General features: G+C 68.6%; 27 protein-coding genes and 1 pseudogene. 13 read left to right on the forward strand and 15 right to left on the reverse strand.

The window, feature by feature from the left end; all coding sequences use genetic code 11:
* Window positions 1-175: pseudogene (locus OC159_RS20360) on the forward strand (IS30 family transposase); the annotation flags it as partial.
* A 267-nt stretch (window positions 176-442) separates the two neighbouring features.
* Here the strand turns inward: OC159_RS20360 and gltX are convergent.
* Window positions 443-1,765 (reverse strand): glutamate--tRNA ligase, encoded by a 1,323-nt coding sequence (gene gltX, locus OC159_RS14100; protein ID WP_265501814.1) that lies wholly within the window; start codon window positions 1,763-1,765, stop codon window positions 443-445.
* 78 nt (window positions 1,766-1,843) lie between these two features.
* Here gltX and OC159_RS14105 point away from each other — a divergent pair, with 78 nt between their 5' ends.
* Window positions 1,844-2,251 carry a metallopeptidase family protein gene (locus OC159_RS14105; protein WP_265501815.1) on the forward strand — a complete coding sequence of 136 codons (408 nt, stop codon included), beginning with the start codon at window positions 1,844-1,846 and terminating at the stop codon, window positions 2,249-2,251.
* Window positions 2,248-3,201 (forward strand): 1-phosphofructokinase family hexose kinase, encoded by a 954-nt coding sequence (locus OC159_RS14110; protein ID WP_265501816.1) that lies wholly within the window; start codon window positions 2,248-2,250, stop codon window positions 3,199-3,201. The genes OC159_RS14105 and OC159_RS14110 overlap by 4 nt, the downstream gene beginning before the upstream one ends.
* Window positions 3,202-3,256: 55 nt before the next feature.
* On the opposite strand, the gene OC159_RS14115 is transcribed toward OC159_RS14110, so the two are convergent.
* Window positions 3,257-3,583, reverse strand: coding sequence for a DUF6280 family protein (locus tag OC159_RS14115; RefSeq protein WP_042251710.1), 327 nt, complete (start codon window positions 3,581-3,583; stop codon window positions 3,257-3,259).
* A 359-nt stretch (window positions 3,584-3,942) separates the two neighbouring features.
* Between OC159_RS14115 and efp the strand changes: the two genes are divergently transcribed.
* Both efp and OC159_RS14125 read left to right on the forward strand, forming a co-directional pair.
* Window positions 3,943-4,506, forward strand: coding sequence for an elongation factor P (efp, locus tag OC159_RS14120; protein WP_265501817.1), 564 nt, complete (start codon window positions 3,943-3,945; stop codon window positions 4,504-4,506).
* Between the two features lie 147 nt (window positions 4,507-4,653).
* Complete coding sequence (locus OC159_RS14125) at window positions 4,654-5,019, forward strand: DoxX family membrane protein (RefSeq protein WP_265501818.1); 366 nt, start codon at window positions 4,654-4,656, stop codon at window positions 5,017-5,019.
* On the opposite strand, the gene dinB is transcribed toward OC159_RS14125, so the two are convergent.
* The 3 genes from dinB to OC159_RS14140 are packed head-to-tail and all read right to left on the reverse strand — an operon-like array spanning window position 5,016 to window position 8,481.
* Complete coding sequence (gene dinB, locus OC159_RS14130) at window positions 5,016-6,104, reverse strand: DNA polymerase IV (RefSeq protein WP_265501819.1); 1,089 nt, start codon at window positions 6,102-6,104, stop codon at window positions 5,016-5,018. The two genes, OC159_RS14125 and dinB, sit on opposite strands and share 4 nt — an antisense overlap.
* Complete coding sequence (gene ygfZ / locus OC159_RS14135; RefSeq protein WP_265501820.1) at window positions 6,101-6,820, reverse strand: CAF17-like 4Fe-4S cluster assembly/insertion protein YgfZ; 720 nt, start codon at window positions 6,818-6,820, stop codon at window positions 6,101-6,103. Before ygfZ ends, dinB begins: the two co-directional genes overlap by 4 nt.
* Window positions 6,817-8,481 (reverse strand): ABC transporter ATP-binding protein, encoded by a 1,665-nt coding sequence (locus tag OC159_RS14140; RefSeq protein ID WP_265501861.1) that lies wholly within the window; start codon window positions 8,479-8,481, stop codon window positions 6,817-6,819. Before OC159_RS14140 ends, ygfZ begins: the two co-directional genes overlap by 4 nt.
* A gap of 305 nt (window positions 8,482-8,786) precedes the next feature.
* Here OC159_RS14140 and OC159_RS14145 point away from each other — a divergent pair, with 305 nt between their 5' ends.
* Entirely contained in the window at window positions 8,787-9,956 is a 1,170-nt protein-coding gene (locus OC159_RS14145; protein ID WP_265501821.1) for a pyridoxal-phosphate-dependent aminotransferase family protein, read from the forward strand.
* Window positions 9,957-9,977: 21 nt separating this feature from the next.
* Here OC159_RS14145 and OC159_RS20200 read toward each other — a convergent pair whose 3' ends face one another.
* Window positions 9,978-10,115, reverse strand: coding sequence for a DUF305 domain-containing protein (locus OC159_RS20200; RefSeq protein ID WP_407674133.1), 138 nt, complete (start codon window positions 10,113-10,115; stop codon window positions 9,978-9,980).
* On the opposite strand from OC159_RS20200, the gene OC159_RS20205 reads away from it, so the two are divergent.
* The gene (locus OC159_RS20205) at window positions 10,114-10,446 is read left to right on the forward strand and encodes a hypothetical protein (RefSeq protein WP_407674134.1); all 333 of its coding nucleotides are present in this window, start codon (window positions 10,114-10,116) and stop codon (window positions 10,444-10,446) included. The genes OC159_RS20200 and OC159_RS20205 overlap by 2 nt on opposite strands.
* On the opposite strand, the gene rsmD is transcribed toward OC159_RS20205, so the two are convergent.
* Window positions 10,428-10,997: a 16S rRNA (guanine(966)-N(2))-methyltransferase RsmD gene (gene rsmD / locus OC159_RS14155; RefSeq protein ID WP_265501822.1), complete on the reverse strand. Its 570-nt coding sequence runs from the start codon at window positions 10,995-10,997 to the stop codon at window positions 10,428-10,430. The two genes, OC159_RS20205 and rsmD, sit on opposite strands and share 19 nt — an antisense overlap.
* A 73-nt stretch (window positions 10,998-11,070) precedes the next feature.
* The gene (locus tag OC159_RS14160; RefSeq protein ID WP_265501823.1) at window positions 11,071-12,273 is read right to left on the reverse strand and encodes an NAD(P)/FAD-dependent oxidoreductase; all 1,203 of its coding nucleotides are present in this window, start codon (window positions 12,271-12,273) and stop codon (window positions 11,071-11,073) included.
* A gap of 73 nt (window positions 12,274-12,346) precedes the next feature.
* Between OC159_RS14160 and OC159_RS14165 the strand changes: the two genes are divergently transcribed.
* The gene (locus OC159_RS14165) at window positions 12,347-12,832 is read left to right on the forward strand and encodes a peroxiredoxin (protein WP_265501824.1); all 486 of its coding nucleotides are present in this window, start codon (window positions 12,347-12,349) and stop codon (window positions 12,830-12,832) included.
* Window positions 12,833-12,889: 57 nt separating this feature from the next.
* Here OC159_RS14165 and OC159_RS14170 read toward each other — a convergent pair whose 3' ends face one another.
* The 4 genes from OC159_RS14170 to OC159_RS14185 all read right to left on the reverse strand — a co-directional run bounded on the left by OC159_RS14170 (window position 12,890) and on the right by OC159_RS14185 (window position 18,787).
* A complete protein-coding gene (locus OC159_RS14170; protein WP_265501825.1) occupies window positions 12,890-14,023 on the reverse strand; it encodes a GNAT family N-acetyltransferase in 1,134 nt (377 codons plus the stop codon).
* Between the two features lie 63 nt (window positions 14,024-14,086).
* Window positions 14,087-14,836 carry a glycerophosphodiester phosphodiesterase family protein gene (locus tag OC159_RS14175; protein WP_265501826.1) on the reverse strand — a complete coding sequence of 250 codons (750 nt, stop codon included), beginning with the start codon at window positions 14,834-14,836 and terminating at the stop codon, window positions 14,087-14,089.
* On the reverse strand, window positions 14,836-15,291 hold the full coding sequence (locus tag OC159_RS14180; protein WP_265501827.1) for a RidA family protein: 456 nt from the start codon (window positions 15,289-15,291) through the stop codon (window positions 14,836-14,838). The genes OC159_RS14175 and OC159_RS14180 overlap by 1 nt, the downstream gene beginning before the upstream one ends.
* 46 nt (window positions 15,292-15,337) lie before the next feature.
* Window positions 15,338-18,787 carry a chromosome segregation SMC family protein gene (locus OC159_RS14185; protein WP_265501828.1) on the reverse strand — a complete coding sequence of 1,150 codons (3,450 nt, stop codon included), beginning with the start codon at window positions 18,785-18,787 and terminating at the stop codon, window positions 15,338-15,340.
* Window positions 18,788-18,948: 161 nt separating this feature from the next.
* On the opposite strand from OC159_RS14185, the gene OC159_RS14190 reads away from it, so the two are divergent.
* A complete protein-coding gene (locus OC159_RS14190) occupies window positions 18,949-19,329 on the forward strand; it encodes a CidA/LrgA family protein (RefSeq protein WP_265501829.1) in 381 nt (126 codons plus the stop codon).
* Window positions 19,322-20,041, forward strand: coding sequence for an LrgB family protein (locus tag OC159_RS14195; RefSeq protein ID WP_265501830.1), 720 nt, complete (start codon window positions 19,322-19,324; stop codon window positions 20,039-20,041). The genes OC159_RS14190 and OC159_RS14195 overlap by 8 nt, the downstream gene beginning before the upstream one ends.
* A gap of 28 nt (window positions 20,042-20,069) precedes the next feature.
* Here the strand turns inward: OC159_RS14195 and mog are convergent, their stop codons facing one another.
* Window positions 20,070-20,603, reverse strand: coding sequence for a molybdopterin adenylyltransferase (gene mog, locus OC159_RS14200; RefSeq protein WP_265501831.1), 534 nt, complete (start codon window positions 20,601-20,603; stop codon window positions 20,070-20,072).
* Between the two features lie 97 nt (window positions 20,604-20,700).
* Window positions 20,701-21,927, reverse strand: a complete 1,227-nt coding sequence (locus tag OC159_RS14205) for an argininosuccinate synthase (protein ID WP_265501832.1) — start codon at window positions 21,925-21,927, stop codon at window positions 20,701-20,703.
* Between the two features lie 121 nt (window positions 21,928-22,048).
* On the opposite strand from OC159_RS14205, the gene OC159_RS14210 reads away from it, so the two are divergent.
* The 3 genes from OC159_RS14210 to OC159_RS14220 all read left to right on the forward strand — a co-directional run bounded on the left by OC159_RS14210 (window position 22,049) and on the right by OC159_RS14220 (window position 26,414).
* Complete coding sequence (locus tag OC159_RS14210) at window positions 22,049-22,741, forward strand: glutathione S-transferase (protein WP_265501833.1); 693 nt, start codon at window positions 22,049-22,051, stop codon at window positions 22,739-22,741.
* 38 nt (window positions 22,742-22,779) lie between these two features.
* Window positions 22,780-24,021, forward strand: a complete 1,242-nt coding sequence (gene ilvA, locus OC159_RS14215) for a threonine ammonia-lyase IlvA (protein ID WP_265501834.1) — start codon at window positions 22,780-22,782, stop codon at window positions 24,019-24,021.
* A 1,112-nt stretch (window positions 24,022-25,133) separates the two neighbouring features.
* On the forward strand, window positions 25,134-26,414 hold the full coding sequence (locus OC159_RS14220; protein ID WP_265501835.1) for a PP2C family protein-serine/threonine phosphatase: 1,281 nt from the start codon (window positions 25,134-25,136) through the stop codon (window positions 26,412-26,414).
* Here the strand turns inward: OC159_RS14220 and OC159_RS14225 are convergent.
* Complete coding sequence (locus tag OC159_RS14225; RefSeq protein WP_265501836.1) at window positions 26,411-26,863, reverse strand: NUDIX hydrolase; 453 nt, start codon at window positions 26,861-26,863, stop codon at window positions 26,411-26,413. The two genes, OC159_RS14220 and OC159_RS14225, sit on opposite strands and share 4 nt — an antisense overlap.
* Window positions 26,864-26,889: the final 26 nt, after the last annotated feature.

Here is a 26,889-nt window from a genome sequence, read left to right on the forward strand (position 1 = left end):
GTTCGGCTATCGGGCCATTGCCGCGCAATGGCATGCGGATCGTGCGGCCAAGCGCCCAAAGATCAGCAAGCTCGCAGTCAACCCCGTCCTGCGCGACTACGTGCAGGAACGGCTCTCAGGCTTCATGGCCACACCGGACGGCATCGCGTTCGAAGGACCCGTCGTGGTATGGAAGCTGAGCGATCCCGGCTTGCGTGATCGGGGCGCCGGGGCAAGGCCTCCCTTTGCCGCAACAACGCCAAACACTGAGGCCGCATGCTTGCCCAAAGCTCCTTCTGTTCGAAGTCGCGTTCGCCTCTACCTTCGCTTATCGGCTATCAATCCTGGCTGCAACGTTCCCGTTCCACCGGAAGTTGAACGATCCGTGGGACATGCACCTCCGCCGGGGGGGGGGGGGGAGGGGGGTGCGGGGGCGGAAAGCCCCCGCTGCCGCGGGACGCAATCAGCCGCGCGCTTGCACGACCTGCAGCAGCGGCATCACGTCTGCCATCTCGGGCCCATGAGCCTGGCCTGTCACTGCCTTGCGCAGCGGCATGAAGAGGCTCTTGCCCTTGCGGCCAGTGACTTCCTTGACCTTGGCAGTCCACTCGCCCCAAGTGGCGTCGCTATAGGGCGGCGGCGGCAGCAGCGTCATGGCCTGGGCGATGAAGTCGGCATCCTCGGGGTCGATCTGCGGCTCGGCGCCCTGGCTGAAGATCTGCCACCAGCCGTCCAGATCCTCCAACCGGGTGATGTTCTGCGACGCGACGCGCCAGAACCGTTCGACCTGATCCCCGGGGACGCCAAGCGCCACGATGCGGTCGCGCACGGCCTCCAGCGGCAGGGCCTGGTTGCGTTCACGCGTCAGGGGCCACAGGTCCTCGGCGTCGAACTTGGTGGGCGAGGCGCCGAACTGCCCCAGGTCGAAGGCTGCGGCCAACTCATCCAGCGTCGCCAGTTCAACCGGCACGCCCGAACCCAGACGCGCCATCAGCGAGATCAGCGCCTCGGGGGCGACGCCATTCTCACGCAGATCCTTCAGGGACAGTGCACCGATGCGCTTGGAAAGCTCCTCGCCCTTGGCACCGGTCAGCAGCGAATGGTGCGCGAAGGACGGCGGCGTGCCTCCGATGGCCCTGATGATCTGGATCTGCGTCGCGGTGTTGGTGACGTGGTCGGACCCGCGGACGATGTCGGTCACACCCATGTCCGTATCGTCCACGCTGCTGGCGAAGGTATAGAGCACCTGCCCGTCCGCCCGGATCAGCACCGGGTCGCTGACCGAGGCCGCGTCGATCGAGATGTCGCCCAAGATGCCGTCAGTCCATTCGATGCGCTCCTGCTCCAGCAGGAAGCGCCAATAACCCTCGCGGCCCTCGGTCCGCAGGCGGTCGCGGTCCGCGTCCGACAGGTGCAGGCCGGTGCGGTCATAGACCGGCGGCTTGCCCATGTTCAGCTGCTTCTTGCGCTTCAGGTCCAGTTCGGTCGGCGTCTCGAACACTTCATACAGCCGCCCCGAAGCCTTCAGCGCCTCGGCCTCGGCCCGATAGCGGTCCAGGCGCAGCGACTGGCGTTCCTCGCGGTCCCAGTGCAGGCCCAGCCAGTCCAGGTCGCGCTTGATGCCGTCGACATATTCCTGCTTGCTGCGTTCCTGATCGGTGTCGTCCAGGCGCAGGATGAAGGTCCCGCCAGCCTTTCGGGCGATCAGATAGTTGAACAGCGCGGTGCGCAGGTTGCCCACATGGATATGGCCGGTGGGCGAAGGCGCGAAACGGGTGATGGTCATGGGCTTCTCCTGTTGCAGTTGCTCTTTCACAACCGGGCATTTTTGTCCATATCGGGGGCATGAACGCAGGAGGCCTGGATGAGTGACTGGGACGGGCGCACGGCCCCCGACGCGGCCGAAATAGAGGCCATGGCCCGAACGGCGCTGGACGGCCTGCCGCCGGAATTCCGCGAGGCCGCCGCCCAGGTCGCCCTGCACGTGGCCGAATTCGCCCCCGAGGACGTGCTGGACGAATTGCAGATCGACGATCCGTTCGAACTGACGGGCCTTTATGACGGCATCCCGCTGACCGAGAAGTCGATCGCCGACCAGCCGGGCGGGCCCGACACCATCTGGATCTATCGCCGCCCCATCCTGGACGAATGGGCATCGCGCGGCGATGTCACCCTTGGCGATCTGGTCGTCCATATCGTCACGCACGAGATGGCGCATCACTTCGGCTGGTCGGACGACGACATCGCCACCATCGACCGCTGGTGGGAATGAGCGGCCAGGCCCCCATCCTGACCGTCACGCTGAACCCGGCGCTGGACCTGTCCACCGCCGCGGACAGCGTCATTCCCGACCTCAAGCTGCGCTGCGACAAGCCGCGGCTGGACCCGGGCGGCGGCGGCATCAATGTCAGTCGTGCGATCAAGGTGATCGGCGGGCAGTCGACCGCGATGGTCGCGCTTGGCGGTCCGACAGGAACGCGGCTGGCCGAAATGCTGAAATCCGCAGGCCTGCAGGTCCTGCGCCTGACCGCGCCGGGTGAGACGCGCCAGTCGCTGGCGGTCACCGACCGTGCCACCGGTGGGCAGTACCGCTTCGTGATGCCCGGCCCCGAATGGCACATGGCGCAGGTCGCCATCGCCATCGCCGCCATCGCCGAGGCCGCCCTGGCCGGTGGCTGGGTCGTCGTCTCCGGCTCGAACCCTCCCGGCGTGGCGGCGGGGTTCGAACAGATGCTGACGGTGCGGCTGAAGGACGGACGGGCGCGGCTGCTGGTCGACACCTCTGGCGAGGCGCTGCGGGCCATGGCGGGGTCGTCGATCCCCGTCGACGTGCTGCGCATGGACAGCCACGAGGCCGAGGGCCTGGCCGGCCGCCCCCTGCCCCTTCGCAGCGACAGCGCGGCCTTTGCAGCGGGTCTTGTGCAAGACGGCGCAGCGCGGTCGGTGATCGTGGCGCGCGGGGCCGACGGGTCGGTCATCGCCGGACCGGACGGCGCCTGGCATGCGGCGGCCGCGCCCGTGCAGGTGGTCAGCGCGGTCGGCGCCGGCGACAGCTTCACCGCAGGCTTCGTGCTGGCCATGGCCCGCGACTGGCCCGCGCAAGAGGCGCTGGCCTTGGGCGCCGCCGCCGCCTCGGCTGCGGTCATGACCCCGGCGACGGAACTCTGCCACGCAGATGACGTGCGCCACTTCTATTCGCAGCGTGTGATCACGCGGCTCTGACGGATCAAAAAAGGCCGCCCCGAAGGACGGCCCTGAAGTCTGCGCTGCGCACGGATCAGGCGGCTTCGGCTTCCTCGGCCTCTGCGGCCATGCGACGTTCGCTTTCCTCGCGCGACAGCGCGACCGAGGTGCGCACGCCCTTGGATACGAATTCCATCAGGCCCTTCACCACGCGCTCGTTCGGGTCGATGCCGGCGCAGGACAGGACCTCGCGTCCATCCCGCGACCGCGCCCAACGGGCGATCTGTTCCGGGCCATTGCCATACTTCTTGTCGTCAGCAATGGCGTCATCCAAGGCTGCCAGCACCACCGCTGCAAACAGCTTGCGGGCCCGCTGGCCCTGTTCGAAATTGAAGGCCGAGCCGTCAACAAAATCGCGCATCTTGTTTCGTCCATTTCTTGCGGTCCCATCAGACGACAGGACCAATGGGGGAAACTGGACGCTTCCCCTGTTTCTTGACTTCCGTTTCTCCGACGGTGCCGCCTGCAATAGCTCTTTGCACCGTTGATTCGGTATCCCCTCTGCCGCATGCCTGCCATGCTTTACCTGCATGCCATGAATTTTTGGGAAATTTCGCCCAAAACCGAACATGCCAGCGATGTCTTGCCACGGATGGCGCCTTGACAACGCCGCAGATCCGTTCTGGTTGCCTGATGCTGCAGGCCTCGATATAGGGGGCCAATCCTGCCGTTCAACGCCCCGGACGGCCTGAATTCCCGCAAACTCACGAGAAGCGATCCATGCCCAAGATCAACGGCAACGAAATCCGCCCCGGCAACGTGCTGGAGCATGACGGGGGCCTGTGGGCTGCCGTGAAGGTGAACCATGTCAAGCCCGGCAAGGGCGGCGCCTTCGCCCAGGTCGAGATGAAGAACCTCCGCGACGGCCGCAAGCTGAACGAGCGATTCCGGTCGGAAGACAAGGTTGAGCGCGTGCGCCTGGACCAGAAGGACCAGCAGTTCCTGTACGAATCCGACGGCAAGCTGGTCTTCATGGACAGCGAGACCTTCGAGCAGACCGAGCTTGACGCCGAGCTGCTGGGCGACCGCCGCCCCTTCCTGCAGGACGGCATGACCGCCACCATCGAATACTATGGCGAAGAAGCCCTGTCGGTGTCGATCCCGCAGAAGGTCACCTGCACCGTCGCCGAGACCGAGCCGGTCGTGAAGGGCCAGACGGCCGCCAACAGCTACAAGCCCGCCATCCTGGACAACGGCGTGCGCATCATGATCCCCCCCTTCGTGGGCGAGGGCGAGGCGATCATCGTCAACACCGAGATGTTCGAATACAGCGAACGCGCCTGATCTTCGCGCCCTTGGCGATACCGTTTCAACGCCCCGCGCCAGCCGCGGGGCGTTCTCATTGTCCGTCCGCGACGTCACGTCCGCATTGACCGGCTGCACGATGCCGCGTTCTTTCTGGCCACCCTGCCCCTTGCCGAAGGTCCTGCCATGAACGACGCGCTGAACCTGACGGGACGGCTGCTGATCGCGATCCTGTTTCTGGGTGGCGCCGTCCAGAAGCTGACCGATCCTTTGCAGGTCGAGGGGATGCTGGCCGGCATCGGCCTGCCCGCCGCGCTCGTCTGGCCGGTCGCGTTCTTCAACCTTGCGGCCGGGCTCGCGCTTTTGCTGGGACCGCGGGTGCGCGTCGTGGCGGTGGCGCTGGCGGTCTATTGCATCGGCACCAGTTGGTTTCACTGGCAGCTGCGTGCAGATCCCTGGCAAGTCACCATTGCCGTGAAGAACTGGGCGGTTGGCGGCGGCCTGCTGATCCTGGCGGCGCAGGGTCCCGGCAGGTGGGTCCGCTGGCGCTAGTCGAACAGGCTCAGCTGTCCGTCATCGCCGTCGTCATGGTCGAAGCCCGACAGCGTGATCCCCAACAGTCGTGCGCCGCGGGGGTCCGGCAGCACGCCGGCGGCCAGGTCGCCGGCGATGTCCAGCAGCTCGGCCTCGGACGCGACCGCGTGGCCCAGGCTACGCGCCCGCGTGATCTGGCGAAAGTCCGCGAACTTGACCTTCAGCGTTACCGTCCGCCCGCGCAGCTCGTGGCGCGACGTGGCTGACCAGACCTTGGCGGCCAGGGGCACCAGGGCCTCGATCGCCGCATCCAGCGTCATCAGGTCGGCCGGATAGGTGTTCTCGGCCCCCGCCGACTTGCGGATGCGGTCCGGGCTGACCCGCCGATGGTCGATACCGCGAGAGATGTTCCAGTAATAGCGGCCCGACTTCCCGAACCGCCGCGTCAGGAAGTCGAGGTCCTGCGCCCGCAGGTCGGCGCCCGTCTCGATACCCATGGCCTGCATCTTGGCCGCCGTCGCAGGGCCGATGCCGTGGAACTTGCCCACCGGCAGCGACAGCACGAAGTCGGGGCCCTTCTCGGGCGTGATGACGCACAGCCCGTCGGGCTTGTTCTGGTCCGAGGCCAGCTTGGCCAGGAACTTGTTATAGCTGACGCCGGCGCTGGCGGTCAGCTGCGTCGCCTCGCGGATGCGGGCGCGGATCTCCTTGGCGATGGCGGTGGCGGTGCGGCCGGCGACGGTGTCGGTCACGTCCAGATAGGCCTCGTCCAGGGACAGCGGCTCGACCAGCGGCGTGTAGTCATGAAAGATCGCGCGGATCTGCTGGCTGACGGCGCGATAGACGTCGAACCGGTGACGCACGAAGATCAGGTCGGGACACAACCGCGCCGCCCTGACAGAGGGCATGGCGCTGCGCACGCCGAAGACCCGCGCCTCGTAGCTGGCGGCCGCCACGACACCGCGCGCCGACGATCCGCCGACCGCCACGGGCTTGCCGCGCAGCCCGGGAAAATCGCGCTGCTCGACCGAGGCGAAGAACGCGTCCATGTCGACATGGATGATCTTGCGCAGTCCGGGGTCCGGCTGCGCATCCGGCGTCATGCGGGAAACAGCCGCGCCTCGCCCGCCTGCATGTCGGGGGCCACGCGGTCGTGACGGACATGGGCGATGGCGCGCCCGCCGGACTGGGTGAAGACCGTCCCGACCTCGCGCCCATTGGCGGTGATCGGGGTGCCGACCGGGGCCTCGCCCTCGATCCGCAGCACGGTCAGGCCCTTGCGAAGCTCGGTCTTGTGTTTCATGCGCGCCGTGACCTCTTGGCCGACATAGCAGCCCTTGCGGAAGTCGACGCCGTGCAGCCGCTCGAACCCGACCTCAAGGATGAAGGTATCGTTCGGGATCAGCTCGACCAGCGTCTCGGGGATGCAATATTCGACCCGGATCGCGTCCCAATCCGTGCCGTCATCACCCTCGGCGCCATAGTGCCGCCAGCCGAGCGCCGGGTGTCGCGGATCGGGAATCGCCCCCTCGGGCATGGGTCCCGTGCCGCACGCCACAGGCTTGTCCACCACCTCCAGCGCAACCTTGGACCGCAGCTTGTACATCGACAGCCGCCGCACCAGGTCTTCGGCCAGCCGCGCATCGACATCGACCAGCAGCGCGTCGCCCTCTGGCACGACCAGGAAATCGGCCAGGTACTTGCCCTGCGGCGTCAGCAGCGCCGCCCAGCAGGGCGCCCGAGAGACATCGTTCGTGACAAGCCCTTGCAGGAAAGGAACGCGGTCCTCTCCGGTCAGGCGGATGATCTGGCGGGTCATTCTTGCTCTCCGAACTGCAGGGCGACAAGGCGGGCATAGGCGCCACCTTTTGCCATCAACTGGTCATGGCTCCCCTCCTCGACAACCCTGCCGCCGTCCATGACGACGATCTTGTCGGCGTTGCGGATGGTCGACAGGCGGTGGGCGATGACCAGCGTGGTGCGGCCCTGCGACAGGCGGTCCAGCGCGTCCTGGACCAGCCGTTCGCTGGCCGTGTCCAGCGCGCTTGTCGCTTCGTCCAGAAGCAGGACCGGGGCATCGCGCAACAGCGCGCGGGCAATGGCCACCCGCTGCCGCTGGCCACCCGACAGGGACGACCCGCGCGGACCCACGCGGCTGTCCAGGCTGCGGCCGTCGTCCAGGAAGTCGGTCACATGCGCGGCCTCCAGCGCGGCGGCAAGATCGGCTTCGCTCGCCTGCGGGCGCCCCATCAGCACGTTGTCGCGCAGGCTTTCGTCGAACAGCGCCGATTCCTGCGCCACGGTCGAGAACTGGTCGCGCAGCACGCCCAAATCGTATTCGGCAACCGCGACGCCACCCAGAAGGACCTGCCCCCGGTCCGGGTCAACCATCCGCGTCAGCAGGTTGAATACCGTCGACTTGCCCGCCCCGGACGGTCCGACCAGCGCAGTCGTCCGCCCCGCCTCGGCCGTGAAGCTCAGCCCGTGCAGGACCGGCTGGCCGTCATAGGACAGCCACACGTCATCCAGCCGGATCTCGGTCCCGTCAGGGGGCGCCTTGCGCGGCCCAGGGCGGATCGTCGGCTGCGTGTCGAAGACCTGGTAGATCCGCTCAAGGCTCGCCGCCGCCGTCTGCCAGGTTCCGGCCAGCCCGCCAAGGCGGCGCATCGGCTGGAAGGCCAGCGCCAGCGCGGTGAAGAAGGCCATGAAGTCGCCGACGCTGCGCTCGCCCTCCATCACCTCGTTGCCGCCAAGCGCCAGCACGGCGACGAAGCCGACGCCGGTCACGATGTCGGTCAGCGCCGGGATGACCGAGGACGTCGCGGCGACCTTGGTCCCGGCCGTCCGGATGCGGTCGACGATGGTGCCGAACCGCTGCGTCTGCGCGGCCTCGGCCCGGTTCAGGCGGATCGACGCGATGCCGTGCAGCACCTCGTCCAGGCGCGTCGCGCGCAGGCTGGCATCGGCGCGGTTCTGGCGCACCTTGCGGCGGATGTAGCGCTGCACCAGCGCCGCCGGCATGATCAGGATGGGCGCGCCGACCAGCGCGCCCAGGGTCCAGACCGGGTCGATGGTCATCGCCACCCCGAACAGCATCGCCAGAGAGATCGCGTCCCGCGTCGCGCCGGTGATCAGCGTGGCCCAGACCCCTTGCACCGCAATGGTGTCGCCCTGGATGCGCTCGATCATCGCGCCGGGGGAATTGTCGCGGAAGAAGCGCTGGTCCAGCGTCAGGATATGCGCCAAGAGGTCGGTCTGCATCTTCGTCGACACCGACAGCGACACCCGCGTCAGCAGCGCCCGGCTGGCGATCAGCGTCATCGCGCGCAGCAGGAAAATCCCGAAGATGGCCGACCCGACCCACCAGATCGCACCCGACTGCTTGCCCACGAAGACAAGGTCGAACAGAGGCTTCAGCATCCAGCTGATCAGCGCCAGGGTCGACCCCTCGATGGTCATCAGCAGAAACGCAAGCACCATGCCCCAGCGATAGGGCCGCAGATATCCCTGCCACAGACGCCGCAGCAGGCCCTGCACCTTCTGGGCCGAGGGGGCCTTCCGGCGCCGCCGGGTGGTCCTGTCCGCGATGCGCTCTGGGCTTTCGTTCTGCGTGTCCACGGGTCTGGCTGGCCTCTTGGTCCGGGGGCGGCACCGCGCGCGGGCCTTGCCCGACAGCCATAGCCCGGACCCGCCCCCTGCCACAAGGTCGCCGCCCCGGTGCGGGTCCTGTTGACGCAGCCGGGGCGGCGGAATACCGATCCTGCACGATGTGAAGGAACACGCAGATGAGCCTCGCCCACGGCCACGACCTGATCGCCATTCCCGGCCCCTCGCCGGTGCCCGCGCGCGTGCTGAACGCGGCGCACCGCGCCTCGCCCGACATCTATGCCGAGCCGCTGGCCCGGCTGAACCTCTCGGTCCTGGCGCAGCTGAAGCGGCTGGCCGGGACGTCCCGGAACCTGGCGCCCTATATCGGCAACGGCCATGCCGGATGGGAGGCCGCGGCCGCGAACCTGTTCGACCCGGGCGACGCGGCGCTGGTCATCACCTCGGGTCATTTCGGGCGCAGCTGGGCCGACATGCTGGCGGCATCGGGCGTGGCGGTGGAACGGCTGGATTTCGGCAACCTGCCGCCCGATCCGCAGCGCCTGGCGGATCGTCTTGCGCAAGACCGCGAGGGTCGCATCCGCGCGGTGATGCTCTGCCAGACCGACACGGCCAGCGCGACCTCGGCCGACATTCCGGCCATGCGCGCGGCGATGGGCGATCATCCGGCGCTTCTGGTGGTCGATGCCATCGCCTCGCTGGGATGCGCGCCGATGCGGATGGACGACTGGGACGTGGACGTGCTGATCACGGCCAGCCAGAAGGGGCTGATGTGCCTGCCCGGCACAACCTTCCTGTGGTTCTCGGACCGCGCGGCGGCGCGTCGGCGGGCGGCGGTGTCGCCATATTGGGACTGGCACGCCCGCGCCGGGGCCGAGGCGATGTGGCGCTTCTGGGGCGGAACGCCGCCGGTCCAGCAGATCTATGCCCTGTCCGAGGCGCTGACGATGATCCTCGATGAAGAGGGGCTGGAGGCCGTGTGGTCGCGCCACGCCCGCCTCGCCCGCGCGGTCTGGGCCGCCGTCGATGCCTGGGGCGCCGGGGGCACCGGCATCCGGCTGTCGGTGGCCGACCCGGCCGCCCGCGCCGCGTCGGTGACGGCGGTGACCATGCCGCAGGCCGAGGCGCTGCGGGCCTGGGTCACCCGCGAATGCGGCGTGACACTGGGTGTCGGCCTGGGCGCCCCCGATCCGTCAGCCGCCCTGCGCATCGCGCATATGGGCCACTGCAACGCGGGGATGATCATGGGTGTCCTGGGTGCGGTGCAGGCGGGGCTGACGGCCCTGCGCATCCCCCACGGCGGCGGCGCATTGGAGGCTGCGGCAGCCAGCATCGCCCGCTCGGGCTAGGACGCGGCAGGCAGAACATCCTTAGTGGCCGGCCTGGGGGTCGTGCTTCGCCAGCCACTCCTTCATCATCGCGATCTCGGCCTCTTGCGCGGTGATGACTTCCTCGGCCAGGGCACGGATGTCGGGATCGTCGCCATGCTCCAGCACGACGCGGGCCATGTCGATCGCCCCCCCGGTGGTGCGGGATCATGCCCCGAACGAAATCGACATCCGCATCGCCAGAGGGCGCCACGACCATGTCGGCATGCATGCGGGCCGTCGCCTCGGCATAGGCGGCGTCTGCCGGCGTCGCGGCAGGGTTTTGACCATGCGCATCATGGTTTTGCGCGAATGCCGGGGCGACCAGTCCGGTCGCGACGACCAGCGGAACTGCGCAAAGGAAGCGGCTGTTCATCTTCATTCTCCTGTAATGTCAGTCATTCGATGCCGCGCGGACGTCCCGGACGTAACCGACGCTTCGACGAAACTGCGTCATGCGGCTGCGACATGACGCGCCAGGGTGACCAGCGTGTCGCCATAGCTGCGCTGGTCCAGCAAATGCAGTTGCGCGGGTAAGGCGGGCGGACGAGCCTCTTCCCACACCACGGTGGCATCCGGGGTCAGCCAACCGCCGTCCAGCGCCGCGGCCAGCGCCAGCTCTCCCATCCCGCGGCCATAGGGGGGGTCGAGGAAGACGACGCCGAAGGGCTGGTCAGCGTTCGGCCCCAGCCTGGTCGCGTCGCGGCGCAGCATCTGCGACACGTCGCCCGCGCGGGCCTTGTCGATGTTCTGGCGGATCAGCGATCTGGCGCGGGCGCCGTCGTCCACAAAGGTCACGGATGCGGCGCCACGCGACAGGGCTTCAAGCCCGAGCGCCCCGGTGCCCGCGAAAAGGTCGAGGACACGCGCCCCGGGCAGCGGGTTGCCGTGGCTGCCGTTGATCAGCAGGTTGAAGATGGCCTCTCGGACGCGGTCGGTCGTGGGGCGGAGATGGGCCGCGGGGTCGCCCGCGCCCAGTTCGGCCAGCTTCAGGCCGCGCATCCGGCCGCCGACGATCCTCATTCTTGTGCCCCGCGTCGGCCGGGGGCATCCAGATCCGATGGGCATGTCTGCGCAAGGACGGTACGCGGCAGGGTCATGACAGCAGCGCCTTGAGGTCGGCCGTCGCCGTGACGGTATCGGGATCGGGACTGCGCCCCCCTTCGATCAGGCGCTTGCCGATCATGTAGGCGCGGGCGTCGTTCAGGGCGTCAACCGCGATCAGCCGACCCTGGCGGAAATACCAGACCGAGCCCGAATGGTCCGACGCGCCACGGCGGGTGACGATGCGGTCGTGGCCGGTGCCCAGGCCCGCGATCTGCAGCTTCACGTCGAACTGGTCCGACCAGAACCACGGGTTCGGAACATAGTCCCGACCGGCGCCAAGGATGTTGTCGGCCACGCATTCGGCCATGTCGATGGCCCCCCCGACGCTTTCCAGGCGCAGGCGGCCACCGTGATACGGGATGCTGGCACAGTCGCCGGCGGCCCAGATCGCCCCATCCGAGGTGCGGCCATGGGCGTCGGTCGCGATGCCGTCGTCAAGCGTCAGCCCCGCCGTGGCGGCAAGGTCAGTTTCCGGCAGAACGCCAATGCCGGTGACGACTAGGTCGGCACCGATCTCTCGGCCATCGGTCAGGGCGACGCCGGTCGCCTGCCCGTCGCCGGTGATGTGGCTGATCGCCGTTCCTTCAAGGATCGTGACGCCCTGGGCGTGGTGCAGGGTGCGGATCATGTCGGCGGTCTCGGCCGCGGCGACGCGGCCGAGGATACGCGGCGCAGCCTCGATCACCGTGACCGAGAGGCCCAGCTTGCGGGCCACCGCCGCGGCCTCGAGCCCGATATAGCCGCCGCCGATGACGACCAGGCGGCGATCAGGCCGCATCAGCGGTGCCAGAGCGTCCACGTCAGTCAGGCTGCGGATGACATGCACGCCTGGCAGGTGACCGCCCATGGCGGCGGACAGCTGGCGGGGATGCGCGCCCTGGGTCAGCGCCAGCGCATCGTAGTCGTGCCGTCCCCGATCGGTGGCGACCACTTGGGCCACGGGATCGATGGACAGCGCCGTTTCCGACAGCCGAAGGTCGATCCGCTGGTCCTGCCACCACTCGGGCGATCGCAGCAGAAGACGGTCCAGCCCCATCTGGCCCAGCAGGTAGGCCTTCGACAGCGGCGGGCGCTGATAGGGGGCCGCAGGCTCGGCCCCGATCACGGTCAGGGGGCCGCCGTGGCCCTGCGCGCGCAGCCGCGCCGCCATCGACGCCGCCGCCTGCCCTGCCCCCACGATCACGATGCGCATCCGGTCCACCTTTGCCTGTCCGACGGCTGCACCCTATAGTCGCCCCGAATCCGTTGCAATTCAGGAGAATGCGATGACCATCACTGCCGGAGAAACCCTGCCGCAGGGCCAACTGCTGCGCGTGGGCGAGAACGGGCCCGAGAGCGTGTCGACCGAGAGAATGATGCAGGGCAAGGTGGCGCTGTTCGGCCTGCCGGGCGCCTTTACCGGCACCTGCACCAACGCGCACATGCCCAGCTTCGTGCGCACCGCCGATGCGTTCCGCCAGAAGGGGGTCAGCCGCATCGTCTGCATCGCCGTCAACGATCCCTTCGTCGCCAATGCCTGGTCCGAGCAGACCGGCGCCGCCGACGCCGGAATCGAGGTCCTGGCGGATGCCGACGGCAGCGTGACCAAGGCGCTGGGTCTGAACTTCGACGCGCCGCCGGTCGGCTTCTTCGGCCGCTGCAAGCGCTTCGCGGCGCTGGTCGAGGACGGCGTAGTCAAGGCCATCGACGTCGAGGATTCGCCCGGAACCTGCAGCGTCAGCGCCGGAGAGAGCCTGCTGGAGAAGGTCTGAAGCCAGCCCCGGGGGACGATTGCGCCCCCCGGCACCGCCAGGTCGCGGAACGGGGCGTCAGCCGGGCTTGCGGAAGGGCGTGAAGTCGGCCAGCGCCTCGATCTCGGCGCCCATCGCATCTCGTTCCTGGTCGAGGTAGTTTTCCAGCGCGCGCAGGAAGCCCGGATCGCGGACCCAATGCAGCGAATGGATCGGCACGGGCTCGTAACCGCGGGCAAGCTTGTGTTCGCCCTGGGCGCCCGCCTCGACCCGTGAAAGGCCGTGGGCGATGGCGTGGTCGATGGCCTGGTGATAGCAAAGCTCGAAATGCAGGAAGGCGTGGTCGGCGAGGCAGCCCCAGTACCGCCCATAGATCGCGTCGGGGCCCAGGAAGTTCAGCGCGCCGGCGATGGGCCGGCCGTCTTCCTCGGCCATGACCAGAAGGATGTCGTCGCGCATCGTGTCGTGGATGCGGTCGAAGAACCGGCGGGTCAGGTAGGGCTGGCCCCATTTGCGCGCGCCGGTGTCCTGGTAGAAATCCCAGAAGGCGTCCCAATGATGCGGCTTCAGGTCATTGCCCGTCAGGTGACGGATGGTGCCGCCAAAGGCCTGTGCGCGGGCACGTTCCTTCCTCAGGTCCTTGCGCTTGCGTGACGACAGCGCGGCCAGGAAATCTTCATAGCTGCCATAGCCGCGGTTGAGCCAATGATACTGCTGCGTGACCCGCGACAGAAAGCCTGCCTCCTCGCCCAAGGACGCCTCGGCCTCGGTGCAGAAGGTGACATGGGCGCCCGAGACCTCCAGCCGGTCGGCGACCTGCATCAGCCCTGAAAGAAGCGCGGCCCGGACCCCGTCGTCCCGCGCCAGCAGGCGCTGGCCCGTGGCGGGGGTGAAGGGGACGGCGCATTGCAGCTTGGGATAATATCGACCGCCGGCGCGCGAATAGGCCTGCGCCCAGGCATGGTCGAAGATGTATTCGCCCTGACTGTGCGACTTGGCGTAAAGCGGGGCGGCACCGACGACCTCGCCCTGCCGCTCGATCGTCAGGTGCAGTGGTTGCCAGCCGGTGCCGGTGCCGACCGAGCCCGACTGTTCCAAGGCCAGCAGAAAGCGGTGGGCGGTGAACGGATTGCCATCGCCAAGCGCGTCCCAGGTCGGCGCGTCGATTTCGGCGATCGAGGGGTGGGTGGTCAGGGTCAGCATGTCGCTCATCCCGGTAAGATAGGCGCGGCGCGGACGGATGTCAGGGGCGCCAAGGTCGCGCCCCCGCAGATGTCAGATGACGGGACGATAGCCTTCGAAGGTGATGTTCTCGGCGATCAGGCGGGCGGCCTCTTCCTCGGCTTCGCTGCGGATCGTCCAGGACAGGATCGGGACGCCCTGGGCGCGCAACGCATCGACGCGCGGGTTCGCAAGGTCGGCCTTGTCATGAGAGATGAAGGACGCGCGCAGGCTGTCGAAGTCGCGGATCTGGGCCAGCTCCTCGCGCCGCTCGGGCGGGACCTGCGCCCAGTCGTCGGGATCGAAGGAGCAGGTGGTCAGGCCGACGGCGATCTCTGGCGCGACGGCACGGAATGCCGCGATCATGTGCGGGTTGAAGGACATCACCGCCACGGGACCTTCATAACTCTTCAGCGCCTCGGCCACGCGGGCCGACAGCATGCCGACGTCGCCGCCGCAGCTGCCGTCCTGGTCCTTGATCTCGACCAGCAGCGGCACGCGTCCGGCGACGGTCTCAAGAAACTGCGCCAGCGTCGGTACGGCCTCGTCGCTGCCCGTCAGGCGTAAGCCCGACAACACGCCCGGTTCCGTCGCGCCGATGAAGCCGTCGCGACCGGTCAGCCGCGACAGCTGATAGTCGTGAAAGACCATCGGCGTGCCATCGGCGGCGGGCTGGATGTCGCATTCGATGCCGTATCCCGCGTCGATGGCCGCGCGGGCGGCGGCAAGGCTGTTCTCGGGCACCCCTGCCCCGTGCAGCCCGCGATGGGCCAAGGGCGTGGTCAGGAAGCTTTCGTGAAGCATCACGCGACCTCGAATATCGCTTCGATCTCGACCGCGACGCCGAACGGCAGCGACGGCGCGGAAACGGCGGCGCGCGAATGGCGGCCGGCATCGCCGAAGACCTCGACCATCAGGTCCGAGCAGCCGTTGATGACCTTGGGCTGGTCGGTGAAGTCGGGGGTCGAGTTCACGAAGCCGGTGAGCTTCACCACCCGCGTCACGCGGTCCAGATCGCCGATGGCGGCCTTCAGCTGCGCGATCAGCGCCAACCCGCAGCGGCGGGCGGCGGCGGCGCCCTCTTCGACGCTGGTGCCCTGGCCCAGCTTGCCGGTGATCAGACCGTTCTCGTCGGCGCTGATCTGGCCCGAGACGAAGACCAGGTTACCGGTTCGCACGAAAGGGACATAGTTCGCGGCGGGCATGGGGGCTTCGGGAAGTGTGATGCCTTTGTCGGCCAAGGTCTGTTCGACGCTCATGATGTCCTCGCGGGTTGGATTCGGGGCGACCGTAGCGCGGGCCGCGTCACGCGACCAGAGCCTCGGCGCGTTTCAGATCAACGCTGACCAGCTGGCTGACGCCCTGCTCGACCATGGTGACGCCGAACAGCCGGTCCATCCGTGCCATTGTCACCGCATGGTGCGTGATGATCAGGAACCGCGTGTCGGTGCGGCGCGTCATCTCGTCCAGAAGATCGCAGAAGCGGCTGACATTGGCGTCGTCCAGCGGCGCGTCGACCTCGTCCAGGACGCAGATCGGCGCAGGGTTCGCCAGGAAGACCGCGAAGATCAGCGCCATGGCGGTCAGCGTCTGCTCGCCCCCGGACAGCAGGCTGAGGGTTGAAAGGCGCTTGCCCGGCGGCTGGCACATGATCTCCAGACCCGCCTCCAGCGGATCGTCCGATTCGACCAGCACCAGCCGCGCTTCGCCACCGCCAAACAGGGTCGTGAACAACGTCGCGAAATTGGCGTTCACCGTGTCGAAGGCCGTCAGCAGGCGTTCGCGTCCCTCGCGGTTCAGGCTGCCGATGCCGGCACGGAGCTTGCGGATCGCTTCTTCCAGATCGGTCTTCTCGGCCGCCAGCGTGTCACGTTCGGACTCGAGCGCGCGCTTGTCCTCGTCGGCGCGAAGGTTCACGGCGCCAAGGGCGTCGCGCGCGGTCCGCAGGCGGGCGATCTGGTCCTCCATCGCGTCGGCGGCAGACGTTTCGTCGATGTCCCCCATCGCGGCGCGAAGGGCGTCGGGCGTCTGCTCGGTTTCTTCGGCGATCCGGGCGCGGGCCGCGGCCTCCGCGTCGCGGGCGGCCTCGGCGCGGGCCTCGCGGGCGGCGCGGGTCTCGCGGGCCTCAGCGGCCAGCCGTCCGGCCTCGCGCTCGGCCAGCGCGGCAACGCGGGCGGCATCGTCGGCGGCCGACAGGGCGTCGCGGGCGCGGGTCAGACGAGCCTCGCCCTGGGCCTCACGCTCGGCCAGCGCGGCCCGACGCTCGGCCAGCAGCGCGGGCTGGGCGCTGGCCTCGGCCAGCTCGTCCTCGGCCGTCTCGCGACGTGCGGTCAGCTCTGACGAACGGGTTCCGGCCTGCTGCAGGCGCAGACGCCAGCCCGAATCTTCCTTGGCGATCTCTTGCAGCCGCTTCAGGCGGGCATTCGCCTCGCGCCGCAGCTCGTCCAGTGCGGCGCGGCGCGTCATCGTGGCAATGCGCGCGGCCTCGACCCCGGTGCGGGCATGTTCCACTGCCGCGGCGGCGTCGGCCCGGTCGGGCAGCGCCGACAGCTGGGCCTCGGCGTCTGACAGGCGGGCGCGGGCATCGGCGGCATCGTGGCGGTGCCGGGCCAGTTCGCCCCGGGCCGATTCGGCGCGGCTGGCGGCCATCGCCAGATCCGATTCGGCGCGAGTGGCGGCGCGGGCGGCGTCCGACAGCAGGCGCTCGGCCTCTCGCCGCGCGTCGCGGGCCGACTTCTCGACCTGCGCCGCATCCGACAGCGCGGCCTTGGCGTCGTCATGCGTCTCGGCCGCGGCCTCGGCACACGCCTGCGCCTCGGCAGCCTGCGCGCTGATCTCGGCCAGTTCGTTGACCTTCTGCAGGTGCAGCGCCGCGGTCGAGCTGGCCTCTCCGGCCATGACCCGCATCCCGTCCCAGCGAAAGAGATCGCCCGTTGGCGTGACCAGTCGCTGGCCCGGGCGCAGGGCCGCCTGCAGGCCTGCCCCCCGCTGCGCATCGGGCACCAGGCCCGTCTGCGACAGGCGGCGCGCCAGCACCGAAGGACCATGCACATGCGGCGCCAGCGCCTGAACGTCCGGGGGCAGCGGCTGGGGGTCGTCCCAGCCCGGCAGGTCGTGCCAGCCGGACCCGTCGCCTGTCACACCGGTCCGCAGATCGTCGCCAAGCGCCGCGCCGAACGCCGTCTCATATCCTCGGGCGACCTGCACGCGGTCAAGAAGCGTCGCGCCGCCCGACCGGCCCCGGTCGACCAGCCGGCGCAGCGCGGCCATCTCGGCCCCAAGGGCGGCGGCCTCGCCCTCGGCCTCGGCGCGGGCGGCACGGGCGGCGGCTTCGGATGTCTCGAACTCGGCCCGGGCGGCCTCGGCCTCGGCCAGGGCGTCCTCGGCGCCGTCCCCCCGGTCGCGCGCCTGGTCCTGAGCCGCATCGGCCTGGTCCAGCGCCAGAGCCGCCGCCTCTCCGGCCGCATCAGCCTGCGCGACGGCCGCGGCGGCCTCGGCCGCGGCGCGGTCGGCGCGGTTGAACATCGCACGCAGGTCGCCCACAAGACGCTCGGCCGACTGGTGCCGTGCGGCCAGCCGCGCCGATTCGTCGACCAGTTCCGCCAGCCGCGCCTCGACCTCCCGCAGGGCCTCGGCAGCGGCGTCGGCGGTCTCGGCTGCGGTCTCCAGACGGTCGTCATGGCCTTCGCCCGCCTTCTCAAGCTCGGCCTTTTCCCAGGCCAGCCGCTCGACCACCTCTCCGGCATCGCGGTTCAAAGCCTCCTCGCGGCCGATGTCCCGGTCCAGCTGGGCAATCCGGCCCGCCAAGCCGGCCATGACCTCGGCCGCCCGCGCCTCGGCCTCGTCCAGCGCGTCCCGCTCCACGGCGATGCGCTGGACCAGGGCCACCGCAATCTGCTCCTCCTCGCGCAGCGGCGGCAGGGCCTCCTCGGCCTCGGCCCGCCGCGCCTCGGCCTCGCTGGCCGCGGCCCCCGCGTCCGACGCGGCGCGCACCGCCTGCGCCAGCCCCTCGGCCGCCGCCAGTCGCGCAGCCTCGGCCTCGGCCCAGCGCCGATAAAGCAGCACGCTTTCGGCCAGCCGCAGCGCGGCCCCGATCTCGCGGTATCTCGCGGCGGCCCGCGCCTGGCGCGCCAGCGTCGCCGCCTGCGCGGACAGCTGGTCCAGCGTGTCGTCGACGCGCAGCAGGTTTCCCTCGGCCGCGTTGAGCTTCAGCTCGGCCTCGTGCCGCCGCGCATATAGCCCCGAAATCCCCGCCGCCTCCTCGAGGATGCGGCGGCGGCTTTTCGGCTTGGCGTTGATCAGTTCGCTGATCTGGCCCTGGCGCACCAGCGCCGGGCTGTGCGCCCCTGTCGAGGCGTCGGCGAACAGCATCTGCACGTCGCGCGCCCGCACGTCCTTGCCGGCGATCTTGTAGGCGCTTCCCGCGTCGCGGGTGATGCGGCGGGTGATGTCGAACTGGTCTTCGTCGTTGAAGCCCGCAGGGGCCAGGCGGTCGCGGTTGTCCAGCGTCAGCGACACTTCGGCATGGGCGCGGGCGCTGCGACGCGTGGTGCCGGCGAAGATCACGTCCTCCATCCCCTCGCCGCGCATGGCGGTCGGGCGGTTCTCTCCCATGACCCAGCGCAGCGCCTCCAGCAGGTTCGACTTTCCGCAGCCGTTGGGACCGACCACGCCCGTCAGCCCCTCGCGGATGACCAGATCGGTCGGGTCCACGAAGCTCTTGAAGCCGTTCAGGCGCAGGCGGTCGAAGCGCAAGGATTACATCCGTCAGATTCGGGGCAATTGGGGATTGTCCCTGCATGGCAGGCGCAAGTCAACTGCACCCCAAGATGTGGGATGCTGCGCCGGTGCCCCTACAAGATGCACAAGCGGCGCGGGATCTGGCGCGCTGGACCCCGCCGCGCTAGCCTGAGGAGATGATCCGCATGCTCGCCATCATCCTCGGGTTCCAGCTGGCAGGAGAGGTAATCTCCCGCAGCCTGGACCTTCCCCTTCCGGGCCCCGTGGCCGGGCTGATCGGGCTGGTCGGGGCCTGCATCCTCCGCCCCCGGCTTGCCGACGCGATCCGGCCGACCGCCACGGGCCTTCTGTCGCACCTGTCACTGTTCTTCGTCCCGGCGGGCGTCGGCATCGTCGCACACCTCGACCTGCTTCGCACCCACGGCATCGGCCTGGCGGTGGCGGTGATGGCCTCGACCGTCCTGGCCATCGCCGCGGGGGCGCTGGCCTTCACCGCCGTCGCGCGCCTGACCGGGACCGAGGAACCGCAGGCCCTGAAGGATCAGGGCCGTGAGTGACCCGGCGCTGATCTGGTCCTACCTGGCGCAGGGGCCGCTTCTGTGGCTGACGGCGACGCTGGTCGCCTATCTTGCGGGCGACGCCATCTTTCGTGCGGCCGGAAGGTCAAGCTGGGCCAATCCCGTCCTGCTGGCGGTAATCCCTCTGGCACTGCTGCTCTGGCTGACCGGCACGGACTATGCCACCTATTTCGAAGGCGCACAGTTCGTCCACTTCATGCTGGGCCCGGCAACGGTCGCGCTTGCCCTGCCGCTCTATGACAACCTGCCGCGCGTCCGCCGGGCGGCGCTGCCGATGCTGGCAAGCCTTCTCGCCGGCTCGGGGATGGCGGTGTTGTCGGCCCTGGCGCTTGCCCGCACCTTCGGGATCGAAGGTTCGGTCCTTGCATCGCTGGCGCCGAAATCAACGACCGCCCCGGTCGCCATCGGCATTGCCGAGAAGCTGGGCGGCCAGCCCACGCTGACGGCGTCGCTGGTCCTGCTGACGGGCATCTTTGGCGCGATCGTGGTAACACCGCTGCTGAACGCGCTGCGGCTCCGGGACTGGCGCGCGCGCGGGTTCGCCGTTGGCGTCGCCGCCCATGGCATCGGCACGGCCCGGGCGTTTCAGGTCAACGCCACGGCAGGCGCATTTTCAGGGATCGGGATGGGGCTCAACGCCGTACTGACGGCGATCATCGCGCCGCTGGCATTGCAATGGCTGGGCGGCTGAGGACGCGCCTATGAACCCGACCGCGACGTCACTTCTTTGGGCGGAAGGCGACGATCCGCGCCGGATCCGTTTCGATCCTCGCGGCCCCGATCAGATCGAGGCAGTAGGGAACAGCGCCAAAGACCGCGTTCAAGCAGGTCACGATGGCCGAGGGTTTTCCGGGGATCGTGATGATCAGGCTGCGGCCACGAATCGCCGCCGTCTGGCGCGACAGGATAGCCGTCGGCACCTCTGCCAGGCTGGCGCGGCGCATTTCCTCTCCAAAGCCTGGCAGTTCCTTGTCCATGACATCGGCGACGGCCTCGGGGGTCAGGTCGCGGGGGGCCGGGCCGGTGCCGCCGGTCACCAGGATCAGGTCCGCGTCGGCATCCGCCAGATCGCGCAGCTTGTCGGCCACGGTTTCCCGGCCATCGGGGACGATCACGCGGTCGATCTGCATGGGCGAGGTGATCACGTCCCTCAGCCAGGCTTCGGCACCGGGGCCGCCCTTGTCCTCGTATTCACCGCGCGACGCACGGTCGCTGACGGTCACGATGACGATGCGGGCGGGTCTGTCGGTCATGCTGCGGCCTTTCGATAGCGCGGCCACTGTGGGACAGGGGTTGGCAAAAGAAAAGGCCGCGGAGGTGCCGCGGCCTTTGCCTCAGGTCTCGGGTGCCTCAGCGGACCCGGGCGTTCCGGTTCGCGATCAGCTTCAGGCGCAGCGCGTTCAGGCGGATGAAGCCCGCCGCGTCTTTCTGGTCATAGGCGCCGGCGTCGTCCTCGAAGGTCACATGCGCCTCGCTGTACAGCGAATGATCCGACCAGCGGCCCACGCAGGTCGCCAGGCCCTTGTAGAGCTTCAGCCGCACCGTGCCGGTGACGTGCTCCTGCGACTTGTCGATCAGGGCCTGCAGCATCTCGCGCTCGGGGCTGAACCAGAAGCCGTTGTAGATCAGCTCCGCATAGCGCGGCATGATCGAGTCCTTCAGGTGGCCCGCGCCGCTGTCCAGCGTGATCTGCTCGATGCCGCGATGGGCTTCCAGCAGGACGGTGCCGCCCGGCGTCTCGTAGATGCCGCGCGACTTCATGCCGACGAAACGGTTCTCGACGAAATCCAGCCGTCCGATGCCGTGCTTGCCGCCCAGCTCGTTCAGCCTGGTCAGGATCGTGGCGGGCGACATCGCCTCGCCGTCGATTGCCACGGCGTCGCCCTTTTCGAAGGTCACCTCGATGAACTCGGGCGTATCCGGCGCATCCTCGGGGTTCACGGTGCGCTGATAGACATAGTCGGGCGCGGCTTCGGCCGGGTTCTCCAGCGCCTTGCCCTCGCTCGAGGTGTGCAGCAGGTTCGCATCGACGCTGAAAGGCGCCTCGCCGCGCTTGTCCTTGGCGATCGGGATCTGGTTCTTCTCGGCGAACTCGATCAGCTTGGTGCGGCTGGTCAGGTCCCACTCGCGCCACGGCGCGATCACCTTGATCGACGGGTCGAGCGCATAGGCCGACAGTTCGAACCGGACCTGGTCGTTGCCCTTGCCGGTCGCGCCATGCGCCACCGCATCGGCGCCGTTGTCCTGCGCGATCCGCACCAGGTGCTGAGAGATCAGCGGCCGGGCGATAGACGTGCCCAGCAGGTACAGCCCCTCGTAGAGCGCGTTGGCCCGGAACATCGGGAACACGAAGTCGCGCACGAATTCCTCGCGCACGTCGACGATGTGGATGTTTTCCGGCTTGATGCCCAGCATCTCGGCCTTCTGGCGCGCGGGTTCCAGCTCCTCGCCCTGGCCCAGGTCGGCGGTGAAGGTGATGACCTCGCAACCGTATTCGGTCTGCAGCCATTTCAGGATGATCGAGGTGTCCAGGCCCCCGGAATAGGCCAGGACGACTTTCTTCGGCGCGTCGGTCATGCGGTCAACCCCTCATTCAAGTTTGCGCGGGAATACGGCCATTCGCGCGGTGTCACAAGGGCAGAGGCGGCGCGAAACCAACGCAGGCCGGACGGGTTGACCTGTCATGCAGGAGGATCGAATGGCTGACTTCACGCTCTACTACTGGCCGCTGCCGTTCCGGGGGCAGTTCATCCGCGCCGTTCTGGCAGATGCCGGGGCGGCTTGGGACGAACCGGATGCGGATGCCGTATCCGATATCATGTCGCGCGACCCGGCTCAACAACCCGTGCCCTTCATGGCCCCGCCGATGCTGGTGGATCGAAGCGGCGTCGCCGTGGCGCAGATGCCGTCGATCCTGTTCCACCTGGCCGACAGGTTCGACCTGATGCCCGCTGAACCACAGCTTGCGGCGCTGACGACGAAAGTCGTCAACGACGCGAACGATGTGCTGGACGAGATCACGCTGAATGGCGGCCAGAAGATGTGGACCGACGACAGCTGGGCCGAATACCGCCCCCGCCTGCAGCGCTGGATGGCAATCTGGGAGGAAACCGCCCACCGTCACGGCAGCGGCGATCTGCTGCTGGGCGGCGACGCACCGGGGCTGGCGGACCTGACGACGGCGGTCCTGTGGTTCACCATGGCAGACAAGCTGCCGGTGCTGGACGAGCTGCTGCGCGACAGTGCGCCGATGGTTCACGCCATGTCGCATCGCCTGATGGAGGGCCCGGCGCTGCGCCGGATGCGGCAGGACACCGATGCCCGCTTTGGCGACGCCTATTGCGGCGGCCAAATCGAGAAGTCGCTGCGGGCCGCTCTGAAGTCGGGCTGACGCTTGCCAAACAGCGGAATTCGCGGCATGGGCGGGGCATGGAAAACTTTGTCGCCTCCGTCCGTCTGGCCGAGGCCGCGCTTCGCGACCTGTTCGAGCCTACCCCGTTGCAGCGCAACGATCACCTGTCGGCCAAGTATGGCGCAGACATCTGGCTCAAGCGCGAGGATCTGACGCCCGTGCGCAGCTACAAGCTGCGCGGCGCCTTCAACGCCATGCGCAAGCTGGTCGGACCGGGCAAGCCGGGCCATTTCGTCTGCGCCAGCGCCGGCAACCATGCGCAGGGCGTGGCCTTCGCCTGCCGCCATTTCGGCGCGCGCGGCACGATCTTCATGCCGGTGACGACGCCCAAGCAGAAGATCGACAAGACCCGCATCTTCGGCGGCGACGCCGTCGAGATCGTGCTGACCGGCGACTATTTCGACCAGACCCTGGCCGCCGCGCAAGAGTTCTGCGCCCGGGAAGGCGCACAGTTCCTGTCGCCCTTCGACGCGCCCGACATCATCGAGGGTCAGGCTACCGTCGGGATGGAGATGCTGTCCCAGCTGGGCCGCGCGCCCGACCTGGTCGTGCTGCCCGTCGGCGGCGGCGGGCTGTCGGCGGGCGTCACCCGCCTTCTTCAGACCGAAGCGCCCGACACCGCCTTCGCCTTCGCCGAGCCGCTTGGCGGCGGCAGCCTGCGCGCCGCGCTGGAGGCCGGGGCGCCCGTCGCCCTGCCGGCCGTCGACAGCTTTGTCGATGGCGCGGCCGTGGCCCGCATCGGTGCCGTGCCCTTCGAGACGCTGTCGCGTTTTTCCACCCTGGATGTCCACCTGGCGCCCGAGGATCGCATCTGCTGCACCATGCTGGAGATGCTGAACACCGAAGGCGTGGTGCTGGAGCCCGCCGGTGCGCTGGCGCTGGACGTCCTGGGCGACCTGGGCGATCTGACCGGCAAGACGGTCGTCTGCGTCTGTTCGGGCGGCAACTTCGATTTCGAACGCCTGCCCGAGGTCAAGGAGAGGGCGCAGCGTTTCGCGGGGCTGAAAAGCTATTTCATCCTGCGACTGCCGCAGCGTCCGGGCGCCCTGCGCGATTTCCTCAACCTCCTGGGGCCTGACGACGACGTGGCGCGGTTCGAATATCTGAAGAAATCGGCGCGCAACTTCGGCTCGATCCTTCTGGGCATCGAGACCAGCCGGTCCGACAACCTCGCAGCCCTCAAGTCGCGGCTGGACGACGCTGGCATCGCCTATCGCGACATCACCAACGACAAGATCCTGGCTGAGCTGCTGGTCTGACAGCCCCGCCGGTTGCGCTGGTGCCTGAATGTGCGACCGGGATTCACTCTCACGACTGGATGCAAGCACCATGGCCTCAGTTTGTCATGCGAACGCCATGAGCGACCCTGGGCGACGCCACTGGTCCAAGTGACCCGGTGGGACACGGCGTCAGGCCTGCAAGGCAATGATCGCACGCCTTGCTCATGAACTCGGGTTGGGTCTTCGAGGGCCAGAAGGGTTGCAACGTGGCGGAAGGCCGGACCGCCGTGGATCGCGGAGTGCGCTGAAAGAGTCGCCCCCAACGATCCCGCCTTGGGCCCAAGCAATCGCCGCCGCGTTCCGACGGCGCTGGCTGCTGGGCGACTGGCTCTGCGCCCTGCCACCCGCTCGGCGCGGCATCGGTGCCCGGACCTGCCACGGCATCTCTCGGCTGCCTGACGCCGACGCTGGAGCGGTTCACGTGCCATCCGATCGGCTTCTTCCCGTTCGACATCGCAGCAGTTCAGGCCGTTGAAGGCAACCTGTCACTGCTCGCCCGCGCTGACCGCGGAAGCACACTTGTCGTCACCCGGCTTTTTCGACATGGCAGACCGGAAGACCGGACTGGCAGTTCTTGCGACACATGCTCTATCCGCTGCCATATCAGGTCCACACCCCTCGCCACCCGTCGCAGCAGTCCAAGCCCAGTGAACAGCGGTATCCACTTTGCCGAGCAGGCCCGAAACTGGAACGCCATCCATTTCAGGCCAAGCGCTGCGACATGATAGGCAAGGGCGGATGTTGAATGCCACAGGTCCGAGACAAGCACGCGAACGGACCGCGGCTGATGAGGCTCAACCATCTTGGACCAAATCACCAATCGGGCGGATGAGCCGCACGATCATTGGACGCTTGCGCGACGGCAACGCCTTTAAGCTCCTCACGCATCCCGCAAACTTCATCGCGGCCTGAAACGACGTGCGCAGGCTCAGGACCCTTTCGCCTCACGTCTGACGACTGCATCCGCTTGAGCTGGGATTTCCGGCCTGACGGAAGCACCGTGAACACGAGCCAGAAAATGCCCCGCCTGACAGCTACACAACGTGCAGCCGTTTACCCGAACTTAACGCCAGGGGCGCTAGAGATCGGGCATGAAGATCGCGAATCGCCCCCTTCCCACGCCCGAAGCCCCCGCCGTCCCGCCCAGACGGATGGTGCTTCTGGCCGACAGCAGCGCCGGCGAGCGCCGCCTGCTGGCGCGGCTGCTGCGGCGGGGCGGCTACGATGTGGCCGAGGCCTCCGACGGCGCCGAGGCGCTGGCGATGTGCCGGGACCTGTCGCCCGAACTGGTGCTGTCGGACTGGGACATGCCGCAGATGTCGGGGCTTGAGTTCTGCCGCGCCTTTCGCAAGCTGCAGCGCCGCAACCACGGCTATTTCGTGATGATGACCCGCAGCGTGAACGCCGCCGACATCACCGCGGGGCTGGAGGCCGGGGCGGACGATTTCCTGGCCAGGCCCATCGTCCCGCTGGAGCTTCTGGCCCGCCTTGCCGCGGGCGAACGAATCGTGCGGGTCGAGGAAGAGCTGCGGGCCAGCAACAAGCAGCTGCGCGACGCCTTGGCGAAGCTGTCCGAGACGCAGGCCGTGATCGAACACGACCTGAGAGAGGCGCGAAAGCTGCAGCAGGGGCTGGTGCGCGAACGGTCGGGCAGGTTCGGGCCGACCGAGATCAGCCTGCTGCTGCGTCCGGCGGGCCATGTCGGCGGCGACCTCGTGGGGTTCTTCCCGATCAGCGACGACCGCATCGGGCTCTATGCGCTGGACGTGTCGGGGCATGGCGTGACGGCGGCGCTGCTGACGGCGCAGCTGTCGGTGCACCTGTCGGGATCAGCGGACCAGAACGTGGCCCTGCGCGGCGCGCAAAGCGGGCAAGAGGCCGCGGGCCCCGCCGCCCTGGCGCATTTCTTCAACAACATGATGCTCGAGGAGATGAACACCGACAGCTACTTCACCATGATCTACGGAGAGCTGAACCACCGGACCGGCCGGCTGCGCATGGTGCAAGCGGGCCATCCGCACCCGGTCCTGCAGCGAAGCGACGGCACCATCCTGCACCTCGGGCGCGGCGGAATGCCGATCGGTGTGCTGGAAGAGCCGATCTTCGACGAAATCGACGTGACGCTTCACCCGGGCGACCGGCTGCTGATCGCCTCGGACGGGATCACCGAGGCGCGGACCCCGAACGGCCGCCAGCTGGGCACCGAGGGACTCGAGGCGGTGATGCGCACCAACGCCTTCCTCCACGGCCACGCGTTTCTCGAATCGATGGCGTGGTCGGTGTCCGAATATTGCCGGGGCGAACGCCAGGACGACGTGTCGGCCGTGCTGCTGGAATTCAGGGCCGAGACGCTGGTGATCCGCCTCGACTAGCCGCGCGCCGCCAAGGCCAGCCACCGGCGCAATGCGTGGCAAGAGCCCGGATCGACCAGAAGCCGCAGCGCCTCCTTGGGGGCGACCCAATGGGCGGTGTGCCCCGGCTCGGTCGGGCTGCAGATGCGCATGATCGGCCGCGCATGCCAGATCTGGCACAGCTTCTCGGCCTGCAGGTCATAGTCGGGCATGTAGCAGAACCGGCGATAGCTGCCCAGGAAACGCGCCCCGCCGATGCTCCACCCCGTCTCCTCGATGACTTCGCGGTGCAGCGCCGCAAGGGGCGATTCGCCTGCGTCGATGCCGCCGCCGGGCAGCTGGTACTCGGGCTCGGGCGCGGCCTGGTGCGTCAGCAGGACCATCCCGCCCCGCGACAGGATGGCATAGGCGCCCGGACGGCGGCGATAGGCCGCGCGCGGGTCCGGGGTCTTTCCGAAACGGGGGATCATGGCGCACCTCGACCAAAGCCGCATCC

It is taken from the genome of Paracoccus beibuensis, assembly GCF_026162625.1.
Classification (GTDB): domain Bacteria; phylum Pseudomonadota; class Alphaproteobacteria; order Rhodobacterales; family Rhodobacteraceae; genus Paracoccus; species Paracoccus beibuensis.

Excerpts from the sequence above, each read along its gene's own strand:
- gltX (WP_265501814.1), bottom strand. The coding sequence starts at position 1,765 with ATGACCATCACCCGTTTCGCGCCTTCGCCCACCGGCCATATCCATGTG.
- OC159_RS14105 (WP_265501815.1), top strand. The coding sequence starts at position 1,844 with ATGAGTGACTGGGACGGGCGCACGGCCCCCGACGCGGCCGAAATAGAG.
- OC159_RS14110 (WP_265501816.1), top strand. The coding sequence starts at position 2,248 with ATGAGCGGCCAGGCCCCCATCCTGACCGTCACGCTGAACCCGGCGCTG.
- OC159_RS14115 (WP_042251710.1), bottom strand. The coding sequence starts at position 3,583 with ATGCGCGATTTTGTTGACGGCTCGGCCTTCAATTTCGAACAGGGCCAG.
- efp (WP_265501817.1), top strand. The coding sequence starts at position 3,943 with ATGCCCAAGATCAACGGCAACGAAATCCGCCCCGGCAACGTGCTGGAG.
- OC159_RS14125 (WP_265501818.1), top strand. The coding sequence starts at position 4,654 with ATGAACGACGCGCTGAACCTGACGGGACGGCTGCTGATCGCGATCCTG.
- dinB (WP_265501819.1), bottom strand. The coding sequence starts at position 6,104 with ATGACGCCGGATGCGCAGCCGGACCCCGGACTGCGCAAGATCATCCAT.
- ygfZ (WP_265501820.1), bottom strand. The coding sequence starts at position 6,820 with ATGACCCGCCAGATCATCCGCCTGACCGGAGAGGACCGCGTTCCTTTC.
- OC159_RS14140 (WP_265501861.1), bottom strand. The coding sequence starts at position 8,481 with ATGGTGCTTGCGTTTCTGCTGATGACCATCGAGGGGTCGACCCTGGCG.
- OC159_RS14145 (WP_265501821.1), top strand. The coding sequence starts at position 8,787 with ATGAGCCTCGCCCACGGCCACGACCTGATCGCCATTCCCGGCCCCTCG.
- OC159_RS20205 (WP_407674134.1), top strand. The coding sequence starts at position 10,114 with ATGTCGATCGCCCCCCCGGTGGTGCGGGATCATGCCCCGAACGAAATC.
- OC159_RS20200 (WP_407674133.1), bottom strand. The coding sequence starts at position 10,115 with ATGGCCCGCGTCGTGCTGGAGCATGGCGACGATCCCGACATCCGTGCC.
- rsmD (WP_265501822.1), bottom strand. The coding sequence starts at position 10,997 with ATGAGGATCGTCGGCGGCCGGATGCGCGGCCTGAAGCTGGCCGAACTG.
- OC159_RS14160 (WP_265501823.1), bottom strand. The coding sequence starts at position 12,273 with ATGCGCATCGTGATCGTGGGGGCAGGGCAGGCGGCGGCGTCGATGGCG.
- OC159_RS14165 (WP_265501824.1), top strand. The coding sequence starts at position 12,347 with ATGACCATCACTGCCGGAGAAACCCTGCCGCAGGGCCAACTGCTGCGC.
- OC159_RS14170 (WP_265501825.1), bottom strand. The coding sequence starts at position 14,023 with ATGAGCGACATGCTGACCCTGACCACCCACCCCTCGATCGCCGAAATC.
- OC159_RS14175 (WP_265501826.1), bottom strand. The coding sequence starts at position 14,836 with ATGCTTCACGAAAGCTTCCTGACCACGCCCTTGGCCCATCGCGGGCTG.
- OC159_RS14180 (WP_265501827.1), bottom strand. The coding sequence starts at position 15,291 with ATGAGCGTCGAACAGACCTTGGCCGACAAAGGCATCACACTTCCCGAA.
- OC159_RS14190 (WP_265501829.1), top strand. The coding sequence starts at position 18,949 with ATGATCCGCATGCTCGCCATCATCCTCGGGTTCCAGCTGGCAGGAGAG.
- mog (WP_265501831.1), bottom strand. The coding sequence starts at position 20,603 with ATGACCGACAGACCCGCCCGCATCGTCATCGTGACCGTCAGCGACCGT.
- OC159_RS14205 (WP_265501832.1), bottom strand. The coding sequence starts at position 21,927 with ATGACCGACGCGCCGAAGAAAGTCGTCCTGGCCTATTCCGGGGGCCTG.
- OC159_RS14210 (WP_265501833.1), top strand. The coding sequence starts at position 22,049 with ATGGCTGACTTCACGCTCTACTACTGGCCGCTGCCGTTCCGGGGGCAG.
- ilvA (WP_265501834.1), top strand. The coding sequence starts at position 22,780 with ATGGAAAACTTTGTCGCCTCCGTCCGTCTGGCCGAGGCCGCGCTTCGC.
- OC159_RS14220 (WP_265501835.1), top strand. The coding sequence starts at position 25,134 with ATGAAGATCGCGAATCGCCCCCTTCCCACGCCCGAAGCCCCCGCCGTC.
- OC159_RS14225 (WP_265501836.1), bottom strand. The coding sequence starts at position 26,863 with ATGATCCCCCGTTTCGGAAAGACCCCGGACCCGCGCGCGGCCTATCGC.